5 protein-coding genes are annotated in these 14686 nt (G+C 61.4%); 3 read left to right on the top strand and 2 right to left on the bottom strand.

The annotated features are described in order from the left end of the window. Positions 1-963: 963 nt before the first annotated feature. Positions 964-2079 carry an MGDG synthase family glycosyltransferase gene (locus tag AC6I6H_RS10465; protein ID WP_497953706.1) on the bottom strand — a complete coding sequence of 372 codons (1116 nt, stop codon included), beginning with the start codon at positions 2077-2079 and terminating at the stop codon, positions 964-966. A 316-nt stretch (positions 2080-2395) separates the two neighbouring features. Here AC6I6H_RS10465 and gltB point away from each other — a divergent pair, with 316 nt between their 5' ends. Continuing rightward, positions 2396-6991 (top strand): glutamate synthase large subunit, encoded by a 4596-nt coding sequence (gene gltB, locus AC6I6H_RS10460; protein ID WP_497953705.1) that lies wholly within the window; start codon positions 2396-2398, stop codon positions 6989-6991. 18 nt (positions 6992-7009) lie between these two features. Further along, positions 7010-8494, top strand: a complete 1485-nt coding sequence (locus AC6I6H_RS10455) for a glutamate synthase subunit beta (protein ID WP_497953704.1) — start codon at positions 7010-7012, stop codon at positions 8492-8494. Positions 8495-8633: 139 nt separating this feature from the next. Here the strand turns inward: AC6I6H_RS10455 and AC6I6H_RS10450 are convergent, their stop codons facing one another. Then, positions 8634-9497: a DUF4097 family beta strand repeat-containing protein gene (locus AC6I6H_RS10450; RefSeq protein ID WP_497953703.1), complete on the bottom strand. Its 864-nt coding sequence runs from the start codon at positions 9495-9497 to the stop codon at positions 8634-8636. 283 nt (positions 9498-9780) lie between these two features. On the opposite strand from AC6I6H_RS10450, the gene AC6I6H_RS10445 reads away from it, so the two are divergent. Beyond that, positions 9781-14538: an acyl-CoA dehydratase activase-related protein gene (locus AC6I6H_RS10445; RefSeq protein ID WP_497953709.1), complete on the top strand. Its 4758-nt coding sequence runs from the start codon at positions 9781-9783 to the stop codon at positions 14536-14538. Positions 14539-14686 lie beyond the last annotated feature (148 nt).

The following is a 14686-nucleotide window of genomic DNA, read 5'->3' as shown; positions in this document are numbered from 1 at the left end:
TAGCAATTATGGAGGGCTGTCCTTGTTTACGTTCATCTTAGCTAGAGTTCGGCGGGGGTGGGTCGGAGGGATTCCTTATGATCGTTCCGTAAATTCCATTAGGGACTTCCTCTTCCAGCAAGGCTATGGGGAAATTTGCTGTCTTTTTCAACCTTTTAGAGGAGTGTATCGGGGCTGCCGGGTTGCGTTTGAGGAAAGTACAGGATTTATTCGTACGCCTTGCTCCAGAACATCGTATTCCTTCCTAGCGGGAAAAAACAGAGGAGCGAGAGTGTGCTGATATCAACTTGCCAAACGAGAGCGCGCGTCCCAACGATAGCAGATTAGCCAAACGTAAGAGCGCATGCGAACCATAACCGCCTTGCGAAACGTGAAAGCACGTTCCAACCATAGCAGAGTAGCCAAACGTAAAACCGCATCCAGACTTTAGGCCGCCTTGCGGAACATGATAGGCCACATCCAAACCATAGCCGCCTTGCGAAATACGAAAGCGCGTCCCAACGATAGCGGACTAGCCAAACGTAAGACCGCATCCAGACTTCTGGCCGTCTTGCGAAACAAGACGGTGGCATCCACCTGGTCTGCCGCAAACAAGAAAAAGCCTGTCGACCCGCTTTTCAGGGATGGCCGGCAGGCCTCTTTTCTTCTTTTATAAATCGGCGGAACGTCGGCAGAGTTGAATGGCCATCACGATCTCGACCATGCTTGCATGATTGTCTCATGAAAGATCCACTGACTTAGTCGTCCCCCAGGCAGCAACTCCGCGAAGGCTCACTGCCATTCATCAACTCTAGCAGGTAACAACAGCTTTATGCAGCAACTCCATGAAGACCAACTGCGCCATCCGTCCGCCAGGCAGCAACTCCGCGAAGGACCACCGCTTATCCGTCAGCAAGGCAGCTTCTATAGGGAGTCACTGCCTCATCCGTCAGCAAGACTGCCTGTAAAGCACACGCTCTTGCGTCAGCCCAGCAGCTCCAGGATCACCCGGGCGCATTCGTCCGGGCTTTGGTCGGAGCGGCGTTCCCGCAGAGCTTCCCGTTTGGCGGCGAATTCGTGCCGCTCGGCGATCAGCCGCTTGAACCAGACGTCGATCGTATCCGGGGAGCTGATCGCTTCTCCGTACCCGTTGTCCACGAAATACTGCAAATTCTCCTCCTCCTGGCCGGGGAATGAGCTGTAAAACAGCATCGGGATTCCCTTCGCCAGCGCTTCCGAGCAGGTCATTCCGCCCGGCTTGGTGATGAGCAGGTCGGAGACGTCCATCAGTTTGCCGATTTCTTTTGTGTAGCCCAGGATATGAATGTTGGGATGATCCAGAAAAGGGTCCTCCGAAAGCTCTTCCCGCAGCTTCTCGTTGCTGCCGAGGCAGAGAATCAGCTGCACCCGATCGCGGTATGTACTGGCCCGGTAGATCAGTTCCTCGTTGCTGATCATTCCCCAGCCGCCGCCCATAATCAGCACGGTAGGCATGTCCGACAGGCCGAAGGCCGAACGGATCTCCTCCCGGTCGAAGGGCTGCCAGAAATCGGGGTGGACGGGCATGCCGGTCACCGTTACAATGCCGGGCGAGACGCCCTTGGCGATCAGTTTCGCCTTGACCTCCTCCGTTGAGACGAGGTATTGGTTCACCTCGGTGTCCATCCACGTTCCGTGCGCGTCGTAATCGGTGATTACGGTGATCAGCGGAATTTGCAGCCCGGCGCGTTTGAGCCGGGAGACCACGATGTTCGGAAACATGTGCGTGCAGACAATCAGGTCCGGACGGAGCTGCTCAATGATTTCTTCCGTCGCATTATAAAATATCCGGTGCAGGGCGAGCGAGGTTAACCGGTTAAGGGATTTTGCATATTGTTTTTTGTAGAGCTTGCCGAACAGCTTCGGCCGCGAGGTGACCGTCTTTCGGTAGGCGGAAAAAATCCACGGGGCCACGGTCGGATGCTGGAAGGCGCCGAGCTCGAGAACCCGGGTCCGAACCGACGTGGACAGCCGGCGAAGACCGAAGGAAATGGCGTGGGCCGCCTGCGTATGTCCTGAGCCAAATCCCTCGGACAGGATCAGAATTCTTTTTTTTCTCACAACAAGTTCACCTTGCCTTATCAGTCCAGCCTGCTTCCGTCTCATACCGTGTTCTATCATATCATGTTACTTGAACGGGAACAAAACAATTATGGCAAATAAATGGCGCTCCGGAAAGCGGAAGGGCCGAGCCTAAAAAAGGAAACCAAGCCCAAAGTGAAAAGACGTAGATTCAAAACCTATAACACTTTTTTATTCGTCTTTTTGCCGATTATAAATTGTAATCTACCCCTTGCGATGGTAAAATGAATAAAATATTTAATTACCTTCTGGCTTAGTTATTTCATAAAATTATCAATAGAAAGGTTGCGCGGGAATGAAATCGAATGGATTGCCCCCTCAGCAGGGACTGTACGACCCCCGGTATGAGCACGATGCATGCGGCATCGGCTTCGTTGCCAACATCAAGGGGAACCCGTCCCACGACATCGTCAGCCAGGCGCTTCAGGTTCTTTGCAATCTGGACCACCGCGGCGGCCAAGGATGCGAGACGAACACAGGCGACGGAGCAGGCATCCTGATGCAAATTCCGCATGCCTATCTGCAGCGTGAATGCGAGAAGGAAGGATTCCGTCTGCCCGAAGCCGGCCAATACGGCGTCGGCATGATTTTTATGCCCCAGGATAAGACGGCGCGCGAAGCTTGCGAAATCATCGTGGAGAAGATGGCCCAGGAAGCCGGACAAACCGTGCTCGGCTGGAGAACCGTCCCCACCGACAACAGCCTGCTTGGCGACACCGCGCGTTTGAACGAGCCGTTTGTGCGGCAGATCTTCATCGGCGCGAACGTGCCCGCGGGCAGCGACGAGCTTGCGTTCGAGCGCAAGCTGTACGTGATCCGCAAGCGCTCCGAGCATGCGATCCGCGAGATTCGGGAAGCCGGCGATTTTTACTACGCCAGCCTGTCCAGCCGCACGATTGTTTACAAAGGGATGCTCACGCCCGACCAGGTCGGCCAATATTACATGGAACTTCGCGATCCCGAGCTTGCCTCCGCGCTTGCGCTGGTTCACTCCCGGTTCAGCACGAACACGTTCCCGAGCTGGGAACGCGCGCACCCGTACCGCTACATGATCCACAACGGCGAAATCAACACGCTGCGCGGCAACGTCAACTGGATGAGAACGCGGCAGGTGCTGTGCGAAACCGACCTGTTCGGAGACGACTTCAAAAAATTGCTTCCTTTAATTGAGGAAGAAGGCAGCGACTCGCAGATTTTCGACAACGTCATGGAATTCCTGTCGCTGACCGGACGCTCTCTGCCGCATGCGGCCATGATGATGATTCCCGAGCCGTGGTCGAAGCACGAGAGCATGGACCCGCAAAAACGCGCGTTTTACCAATACCACAGCACCCTGATGGAACCGTGGGACGGCCCCGCGGCGATCTCGTTTACGGACGGCCGGATTATCGGAGCCGTGCTGGACCGCAACGGCCTGCGCCCCGCCCGCTATTACATCACCAAAGACGACATGATCGTCCTCGCTTCCGAAGTCGGCGTTATGGACATTGCGCCGGACCGTATCGTTCGCAAGGACCGGCTGCAGCCCGGCCGCATGCTCCTCGTGGATACCCGTGAAGGACGCATCGTGTCCGACGACGAAATCAAAAGCCGGATCATCAATGAGCATCCTTACCAGGAGTGGCTGGACCAAAACCTGGTTGCGCTCGAAGACCTCCCCGAAGCACCGGAGCAGCCCGTTGCCGAAACGGCGACGCTTACGGAACGCCAGCTTGCTTTCGGCTACAACTTCGAAACGCTGCGCAAGTTTCTTGAACCGATGGCCAAAAACGCCGTCGATCCGATCGGCTCGATGGGCAACGACGCCCCGCTGGCCGTTTTGTCCGACAAGCCGCAGCTCCTCTACAATTATTTTAAGCAGCTGTTTGCCCAAGTGACGAACCCTCCGATTGACGCCAACTTTGAGGAAATCATCACCGCCCAGGAAACGACGATCGGCGCGGAAGGGAACCTGATTCAGCCGACGCCCGAAAGCTGCCGCCAAATCCGGATCAAGACGCCGGTTTTAACCAACGCCGAACTCGCCAAGCTCAAATTTGCCGGCGAACGGGGCTTTAAGGCGGTAACGCTTCGCATGGCTTATCCGGCCGGCAGCGGAGAAGCGGGCATCGAGCAGGCCCTGGAGGAGCTGTTCGCGCACGCCGACCGCGCCATCGCGGAAGGCGCTTCGCTCCTGATTCTTTCCGACCGCGAGGTAGGCGCATCGCTGGCGCCGATTCCGGCGCTCCTGGCGACCTCCGGCCTGCACCACCATCTGATCCGCCAAGGCACCCGGACCAAGGTCGGCCTTGTGGTGGAATCGGGCGAGCCGCGCGAGGTGCATCACTTTGCGCTTCTGATCGGCTACGGCGCGGGCGCCATCAACCCGTATCTGGCGTTCGAGACGCTGGACGGCATGATCCGCGAAGGACTGCTGACCGACATCGACTCCGCCAAAGCGCATTACAATTACTCCAAAGCCGTCACGAAAGGCGTCGTCAAGGTGCTGGCGCGGATGGGCATTTCCACCATCCAGAGCTACCGGGGCGCGCAAATTTTCGAAGCCGTCGGCCTGAAAAAGGCGTTCGTTGACCGCTACTTCACCTGGACGCCATCGCGCGTCGAAGGCATCGGGCTCGACATCGTCGCCCGGGAAGTCGAAATGCGCCACAATCGCGCCTATTCCGAGCTGGAGGGCAAAGACCGGGTGCTGGATGCCGGCGGCGACCTTCAGTACCGGGCTAACGGGGAAGAGCACCTTTATTCCCCCGAAGCGATCCACGCGCTGCAAACCGCTGTCCGCAGCGGCAACTATGCGATGTACAAGAACTTCGTCAAATTCATCAACCGCGATTCGGAAAAGCAGTTCCATCTTCGCGGACTGCTGGAATTCAAGCCGGGCCGGCGTTCCGTGCCGCTCGACGAAGTGGAGCCGATTGAATCCATCTTCAAACGGTTCAAAACCGGCGCGATGTCCTTCGGGTCGATCAGCCAGGAGGCGCACGAAGCGCTGGCGATCGCGATGAACCGGATCGGCGGCCGCAGCAACACGGGCGAAGGCGGCGAGCATCCGGACCGCTTCCGGCCGGACGCGAACGGCGACCTGCGCCGCAGCTCGATCAAGCAGGTGGCCTCCGGCCGCTTCGGCGTGACGAGCAACTACCTCGTCAATGCCGACGAGATTCAAATCAAGATGGCGCAGGGCGCGAAGCCGGGCGAAGGCGGCCAGCTTCCGGGGCGGAAGGTATACCCCTGGGTGGCCGAGGTCCGCGGCGTCACGCCGGGCGTGGGCCTGATCTCCCCGCCTCCGCACCATGACATCTATTCCATCGAGGATCTGGCTGAGCTGATCCACGATTTGAAGAACGCCAACCCGAACGCCCGGATCAGCGTCAAGCTGGTATCCGAGGTCGGGGTCGGCACCATCGCCGCCGGCGTTGCCAAAGGCAAAGCCGACGTGGTCCTGATCAGCGGGTACGAAGGCGGCACCGGCGCTTCGCCGCAAACGAGCATCCGCCACGCCGGGCTCCCGTGGGAGCTGGGCCTTGCGGAGACGCACCAGACGCTGATCCTGAACAACCTGCGCAGCCGCATCACCGTGGAAACCGACGGCAAGCTGCTGACCGGCCGCGACGTCATTGTGGCGGCGCTGCTGGGAGCCGAGGAATTCGGCTTCGCGACCACGCCGCTGATCAGCCTGGGCTGCGTCATGATGCGCGTTTGCCACATGGATACCTGCCCGGTGGGCGTTGCCACCCAAAACCCCGAGCTGCGCAAGCGGTTCGCGGGCGACCCGGACCATGTCGTCAACCTGATGACGTTCATTGCCGAGGAAGTGCGCGAGATCATGGCCGAGCTCGGCTTCCGCTCCATCGCCGAAATGGTTGGACGGACCGATGTGCTGGAGCCGAAAAAAGCGGTCGACCACTGGAAAGCCAAAGGCGTGGACCTGACCCCGCTTCTGTATCAGCCGGAGGTGGCCGACAACGTGGGCCGCTCCTGTACCGAAGCCCAGGATCACGGCCTCGATCGTTCGCTGGACGTCACCCGCATCCTGTCGGTCTGCAAGCCGGCGCTGGATAACCGCGAGCACGTGCACGCGATCATGCCGATCCGGAACGTCAACCGTGTCGTCGGCACCATTCTCGGCAGCGAGGTTACCCGCCGCTACGGCGCGGAAGGGCTGCCGCACGATACGATCCGGCTGCACTTCAACGGCTCGGCCGGCCAAAGCTTCGGGGCCTTCGTGCCGAAGGGCATCACGCTGTCCCTGGAGGGCGACGCCAACGACTACATCGGCAAAGGCCTGTCGGGCGGCAAAGTGATCGTCTTCCCGTCGAAGCTGTCCGGCTTCGTGCCGGAAGAGAACATCATCGTCGGCAACGTGGCCTTCTATGGGGCCACCGACGGGGACGCCTACATCCGCGGCCGCGCGGGCGAACGCTTCTGCGTGCGCAACAGCGGCGTGCGGGCGGTCGTCGAAGGCGTAGGCGACCACGGCTGCGAATACATGACCGGCGGACGCGTCGTCGTCCTCGGCTCGACCGGCCGCAACTTTGCGGCAGGCATGTCGGGCGGCGTGGCGTACGTCTACAACGCCTCCGGCGAATTCGACAGCCGCGTCAACAAGGAAATGGTCCTGCTGGAGCAGGTTTCCGAACACTACGAAGCCAACGAGCTGCGGACGATGATCCGCAACCACTATAAATTTACCGGAAGCACGGTCGCTCAGCGCATCCTCGACAACTGGGAGGAAGAGATCTTCAACTTTGTGAAGGTCATTCCGCGGGACTACAAACGGATGTTCAACGCCATCGAAAAAGGCAAAAATTCCGGCTTGTCGAACGAAGAGGCCATTATGGTCGCCTTCGAGGAAAACATGCGCGACGCGAGCCGCGTTAGCGGAAACTGACACGGGGGAGCGAAAACAATGGGTAAGCCGACAGGGTTTCTGGAATACAAGCGCGAAGTCCCAAAAGATGACGATCCTCTCGTGAGAATCGGACACTACCGGGAGTTTCACGAGGATTTGCCGGCGGAAAAGCTCCGGATGCAGGGCGCGCGCTGCATGGATTGCGGCATTCCGTTCTGCCATTCGGGCAAAATGATCAGCGGCATGGCCTCGGGCTGCCCGGTCAACAACCTCATTCCCGAATGGAATGACCTCGTTTACCGCAACGATTGGCGCGAGGCGCTGAACCGCCTGCACAAAACGAATAACTTCCCCGAATTTACGGGGAGGGTTTGCCCGGCTCCCTGCGAAGGCTCCTGTACTGTGGGACTGAACGGGGACCCGGTCGCCATCAAATCGATCGAACGGGCCATCATCGACCGCGGCTTTGAGGAAGGGTGGATCACACCCGAGCCTCCTGCAAGCCGCACGGGCAAGAAAGTGGCCGTCGTCGGGTCCGGTCCTTCCGGACTGGCAGCGGCGGCCCAGCTGAACAAAGCCGGCCACAGCGTCACGGTTTACGAACGGGCTGACCGCGCGGGCGGACTGCTGATGTACGGCATCCCGAACATGAAGCTGGAAAAGGAAGTCGTCCAGCGCCGTGTCGACCTGCTGACGGCGGAAGGCGTCCGGTTCATCACCGGAACGGAAATCGGCAAGGACATCCCGGCCGATCAGCTGAAGAGCGAATACGACGCCGTCGTTCTGTGCGGCGGAGCCACGCAAGGCCGCGACCTCAAAATCGAGGGCCGCGACCTGGACGGCATCCACCTGGCGATGGAGTTTCTGAGCAAGAATACGAAGAGCCTGCTCGATTCCAGCCTTGCCGACGGGGAGTTCCTCTCGGCCGAAGGCAAAGATGTCGTCGTCATCGGCGGCGGCGACACCGGGACCGACTGCGTCGGCACTTCCCTGCGCCATGGCTGCAACAGCGTGACGCAGCTGGAAATCATGCCGCGTCCGCCGGAAACGCGGGCTGCCAACAACCCGTGGCCGGAATGGCCGAAGGTGTACAAAATGGATTACGGCCAGGAGGAAGCTGCGGCCAAGTACGGCAGCGATCCCCGCGAATACCTGGTCAGCTCGAAGAAGTTTGTCGGCGACGAAAACGGCCGCGTGGCCGGTGTCCACACGGTCAAAATCGAGTGGAAACGGGACGAGAACGGCCGCATGGTGCCGGTGGAAATCCCGGGCAGCGAACGGGTGATTCCGGCCCAGCTGGTGCTCCTGGCCATGGGCTTCACCGGTCCGGAAAACCCGGTGCTGGACCAGCTCGGCGTCGAACGGGACGAACGCACCAACGTTAAAGCGGCGTACGGCAAATTTGCCACCAACGTGCCCGGGGTCTTTGCCGCCGGCGACATGCGCCGCGGGCAAAGCCTGGTCGTCTGGGCGATCAACGAAGGACGCGCTGCCGCACGCGAAGTGGACCGTTTCCTGATGGGGGCTTCCAATCTTCCTTAAGGGCGGCCAACCGCAAGAGCCAGGCAACGAACGAAAGAGGCTGATTTCCGAATCTCCTTGGGGATTCTGGAAACCAGCCTCTTTTTTTATGGCGATTGCCGGACCAAGCCTCCGGTAAAGGCGGCACGGACAGGCACGGTTATGCCTTGGCCGACTCTTTGACGCGCACCCGGCCCGAGCCCGTCCGGATGCGGATTACCTGGTTGGACAAGGCTTGCTGCAGCGGAAGCCGAACCTTGCCCGAATCGGCCTGTACGTCAAAGGTACCGTTAAAGCATTCTCCGGGCGTGACGGTGACATTTCCCGACGAGCTGCGGACGTCCAGGGAGGCGGCGGAGGTATGGTCAATGCGGATGCTGCCCGAGGTGCATTTGATTTTCCCCGTTCCTCTGAGCCGGTTGAGCCGAACCTGGCTCGATTTGGCGCTAAGCAAGATGGTGCCCGCGATCTCCGACCCGGTGATTTCGCCCGATGCCGAACGGATGCCGATCTCCCGCGCCGTCAGGCCTTCCAGCCAAAGCGCGCCGGAAACGGAGGAAAGGTCGATCCGTTCCGCCCGGATGCCGTAGAGCCGGCTGTCGCCTGCACGGGCGATGAGACGGAACAGCTCGAGGCGGTCTTCTTCACCCAGCAGGACCGTGAGCTTTTGCGCCCGCCGCCGCCCCGGCAGCGTCAGCATCCGGACGTCGCCTTCTGTCCGGGCAGCCTGCAGGGAGAGCCGGCCGTCGCTCGAAAGCACCGCCGACTGGAGGGCCGCTGCGTTTTCTTGTTCGGCACACCCCTCCAGCATGACCCGGGTTTCCGCTCCGCAGCCCGCGGCAAATTCCGCCTCGACTCCGCCGGGAAGCTCAAGCGTCAATTCTTTCAGCTCTCCTGGACGGAAAGTCCAAACCTTGCGATAGTGGGCCAGGGGCCGGCGGCGGGAGCCGCGCGGGGTGCTCAGCAAGCCGGCGGCACCGGCGGCGACCAGCGCCGTGCCTGCAGCGATCCATAAGGCATCCATCCGTTTTCAAACTCCTCTCCATGGTGGCCGAAGTTTCTCTATTACCAGATTACCCGATCTTTGTCACGTGCCGATAGTGACTTCCGTCCAAACAATGTCACACTTTTCGTCCGGCGGAAAATCGCCTTTTTTCAACAAAAATTTTGATTTCCTCCTTATTTGTCTGGAGGAATTGCTCTTGCAGAGCCGAAAGGTGATTAAAGATACTTGAAAACAGCGGTTTGGAATGTGATCATGTTTATACTTTTTTCTCCGTATATCTTAATAAAGGTGATGCCTGATGATCTTGCATGCGGGACTCGACGTCGGTTCGACGACGGCCAAAATGGTTGTGGTCGACGGGACGGGAACGATTGTATACCGCTCTTATCGCCGCCATATGTCCGATGTGAAAAATACGGTGCGCGCGTTATTCACTGAAATGCGCCGGCGTTTCCCTGCGGTGTCCGCCACGCTGAATATCAGCGGCTCCGCCGGTCTTTCGCTGGCCACCCACATGGACGTTCCGTTTATCCAGGAGGTGATCGCCTGCACGCAGGCGGTCGAGCGTTTCATCCCGGAGACGGATGTTGTGATCGAGCTGGGCGGGGAAGACGCCAAAATGATTTACTTCCGCGGCGGCATCGAGCAGCGGATGAATTCGGCATGCGCCGGAGGGACGGGAGCGTTTATCGACCAAATCGCCGCGCTTCTGCAAACCGACGCGGAGGGGCTGAACCGGCTGGCGGCCGGGTACGAGACGATTTATCCGATTGCGTCCCGCTGCGGCGTTTTCGCCAAAACGGACGTGCAGCCGCTTTTGAACGAAGGGGCGCGCCGGGAGGACATCGCGGCTTCGATCTTCCAGAGCGTCGTCAACCAGACGATCGGCGGACTGGCATGCGGCCGGCCGATCCGGGGCAAGGTCGCCTTTTTGGGCGGGCCGCTCACTTTTTTGCCGGAGCTTCGCGCACGATTTACGGAAACGCTGAAGCTTGCGCCGGAGGATGCGATTTTTCCGGAGAACGCCCAGTATTTCGTGGCGCTTGGCTCCGCGTTTAACAGCGGCGCGGCTTTCCTCGCGGGCAAAGAAAAAGCGCTGACGGCCGACGAATGGTGGCGGAAGCTGCAGGCAATCGACGCCCGGACGGCGGTCCGGGAAACCGCGCCGCTGCCTCCGCTTTTTGGCGCTGCGGAGGAATTGGAGCGTTTTCGCGCCCGGCATGCAGCCGCGGCCGCTCCGCGCGGAAGGCTGGCGGATTACCGCGGCGCTTGCTACCTCGGGATCGACGCCGGTTCCACGACCACCAAGCTGGTGCTGACCGGAGATGCCGACGAAATTTTGTATACGTTTTACGGAAGCAATCAGGGCAACCCGCTTCACTCCGTAATCGGCGCACTGAAGGAGCTGTACGCGGCTCTGCCCGGAGAGGCGCGGATCGTCCGTTCGGTCGTCACCGGGTACGGCGAGGGCCTGGTGAAGGCCGGCCTGCGGGTGGACGCGGGCGAAATCGAGACCGTCGCCCACTACAAGGCGGCGCTGAAGTTCCGGCCGGATGTGGACTTTATTCTTGATATCGGCGGTCAGGATATGAAGTGCATGCGGATCAAAAACGGCACCATCGACAGCCTGATGCTGAACGAGGCATGCTCGGCGGGCTGCGGCTCGTTCCTGGAAAGCTTCGCGGCGGCGCTCGGCCTGCCGATCCGCGACTTTGCGGCGCAGGCGCTCGGCTCCGCCCATCCGGTCGACCTCGGCTCGCGCTGCACGGTCTTTATGAACTCGAAAGTGAAGCAGGTGCAAAAAGAAGGCGCTACCGTAGCCGACCTGTCGGCGGGGCTTTCGTATTCCGTCGTCAAAAACGCGCTGCAAAAGGTGATCCGGCTGCGCAGCCCGGAGGACCTGGGCGAGCGGGTCGTCGTGCAGGGCGGCACCTTCCTGAACGAAGCCGTGCTGCGGGCCTTCGAGCTGCTGACGGGCCGCGAGGCCATCCGCCCGGACACGGCGGGCATCATGGGCGCGTACGGCGCGGCCCTGATCGCCCGCGAGCAGGCGGAGGCGCTGCGCCCCGCCGGAGTATCAGCCGCGCGGCCGCCCGGCGCCGGGATCGCGTCGGGCCTGGCTGCCGGCGATGCCGCTGGCGGCGGGCCGGGCGCTGCTGCCTGCGGCCCGGGCGCTGCTGCCTGCGGCCCGGGCGCTGCTGGGGGCGGGGCTGCTGCGGGGCTAGCGGCTGGAGGAGCCGCTGGCGGCGGCCGCACTGCGGCGGAGATACCCTCCGCTTGCTCCTCCGCCGCTGCAACGCGTGCGGCCGCCCCGGCGACGGCAGAAACCATCGCGGGAGCAGGCCCAGCCGCGTATGGCTTGGCGGCGGGGGACTCTGCGGCAGCTGGCGCCGCTGCCTGCGGCCCGGATGCTGCGGCGCGTTTGGCCGCATTCCCCTCCGCCCCGGCGCCGGCGGACAAACTCGGCGTCACGCCGCCCGCCGTTCCGCCTTCCGTCTCCGCCGTGCTTCCGGCAGCGCAGCTGGATGCCTTCCGCGTCGATGTTACGCGGCGGCGCTGCGGCTTGTGCGGCAACCGCTGCCTGCTCACCGTAAACCGGTTCGAGGGCGGCTCCTCGCACATCACCGGCAACCGCTGCGAGCGTGGGGCCGGCGGGCGCCGTACCAACCGGGATGTGCCGAACCTGTTCGACTTTAAATACAAGCGGCTGTTCGCCTATGAATCTCTCTCCGCCGAAAAAGCGCCGAGAGGCACCGTGGGAATCCCCCGCGTGCTGAACATGTACGAGAATTATCCGTTCTGGCATACCTTTTTTACCGCGCTCGGCTACCGGGTGCAGCTTTCGCCGCGCTCCAGCCAAAGCCTCTACGAGAAGGGCATGGAGACGATTCCTTCGGATTCCGTCTGCTACCCGGCGAAGCTTGCGCACGGCCACATTGCGGCGCTTGCCGAAGCGGGCGTGGACTTCATCTTTTACCCGTCGGTCATGTATGAGAAGCGCGAAGAGGCCGAAGCGGACAATCACTTCAACTGCCCGGTCGTCACCTCTTATCCGGAAGTGATTCGCACCAACATGGACGTGCTGCGGGACCGTCGGATCGATTTCCGGAATCCGTTCCTGACGCTGGACAACAAAACCGCGCTCAAAAAAGAACTTAGCCGCACCTTCCCCGACATCCCCCGCCGGGAAGTCGGGGAAGCGGTGGAACGGGCCTGGGCGGAAAACGAGCAGGTGCGGCGCGAGGTGCGGGCCAAGGGCGAGGAGGCGCTGGCTTATCTGCGCGCCACGGGCAAAAAAGGCATCGTCCTGAGCGGACGCCCCTATCACGTGGACCCGGAAATCAATCACGGCATCCCGGAAATGATCGCCGGTTTCGATATGGCCGTGCTCACCGAGGATTCGATCGCCCATCTCGGCGTCATCGACCGTCCTTTGCGGGTGGTGAACCAGTGGAAGTATCACGCCCGGCTCTACCGGGCGGCGGCCTATGCCGGAACGCGGGACGATCTGGAGCTGATTCAGCTCACGTCGTTCGGCTGCGGGCTTGATGCGGTAACGGCCGATATGGTCCAGGAGCTGCTGGAGGACCGAAACAAAATGTACACCCTGCTCAAAATCGACGAGATCAACAACCTCGGAGCGGCGCGCATCCGCGTCCGTTCGCTCCGGGCGGCGATGGAGGAACGGGAACGGCAGGGCGTACGGGCAAAAGAGCTGCGGAGGCCGCCCGAGCGGCGCGTGTTTACGCCGGCCATGCGAAAGGATTACACCATTCTTGGGCCACAAATGGCCCCGACGCATTTTGAAATGATCGAGGCCGCGGCCCTCAGCGAAGGCTACCGGCTGGAAGTGCTGAAGCAAGCCGGCCGGGATGCCGTCGAGACCGGGCTGAAGTATGTGAACAACGACGCCTGTTACCCGGCCGTGGTGACCATCGGCTCGATCATGGCGGCGCTGAAAAGCGGCGCATACGACCTCGACCGCACGGCGGTCATGATGACCCAGACGGGCGGCGGCTGCCGGGCGACCAATTACACCGCCCTGCTCCGCAAGGCGTTGAACGATGCCGGGCTTTCGCATGTGCCGGTAATCGCCGTCAGCGCCTCGGGCATCGAAAAGCAGCCGGGCTTCCAGCTGTCCCCCGGCCTGATCCGCAAGGTGGTCGCGGGTGTCTGTTACGGAGACCTGCTGAACCGCGTCCTGTACCGGGTCCGCCCGTACGAGCGGACGCCGGGGAGCGCCGATAAGCTCTATGCGTACTGGCTCGACATTTGCAAGCGCTCCGTCCGCAGCCTGAGCATGCGCGAGTACCGCCGCATCGTCCGCGACATTGTAGCGGCGTTCGACGCGCTGCCGGTAGCCGGCGGCCGCAAGCCGCGCGTGGGCGTCGTGGGGGAAATTCTCGTCAAGTTCCATCCCGACGCAAACAACCGCCTGGTGGAGCTGATCGAGGCGGAAGGCGGGGAGGCGGTGCTTCCCGACCTGCTCGATTTCTTCCTCTACTGCGCGTTTAACCCGACCTACAAAAGCATGCGGATGGGCAAAAGCCTGCTGGCGGGAACGGCGGGCCGGGCGGTCGCGGGCTACCTGGAGCATTTCCGCAAGCCGGTCAAACAGGCGCTCGTCAAAAGCGGACGGTTTGGCGTCCCCCATACCATCTACGAGCTGGCCGAAAAAGCGGAACAGCTGCTCTCCGTCGGCAACCAGACGGGCGAAGGCTGGTTCCTGACCGGCGAGATGATGGAGCTTCTGGACGACGGGGTGCCCAACATCGTCTGCGCCCAGCCGTTTGCCTGCTTGCCCAACCACGTGGTTGGGCGGGGCATGATCAAAGGGCTGAAGGAGCTGTACCCAAGCGCCAACATCGCGGCGATTGATTATGACGCGGGCTCCAGCGAGGTCAACCAGGTGAACCGGATCAAGCTGATGATGTCGGTTGCGTTCAAGCAGCTGGAGGCGGAGCACGGCGGCGCGCTTGCGCCGGGCGACGGCGTCGCCCGCCTGCCGCTTCCGCAGGAACGGCTGGACGCGGAGGAAATTCCTCCGCTGCTGGGCTGACGGCAGTTATCGCGGCTTTGTGATAACCGTCTGCCGTCGGCTGCAATGGCTTTTGGCAGTTGCTAAAGGCATCTGTAAGCCGGGTGCGATGGCTTTACGTCGGCTGCTAATGGCGTCCGTCTGCAAGCCGACTGCGATAGCTGTCCGG

This window comes from Gorillibacterium sp. sgz306347, assembly GCF_059735245.1.
Note: the sequence above shows the minus strand (reverse complement) of the source record. Positions and strands in the feature narration are given on the sequence as shown.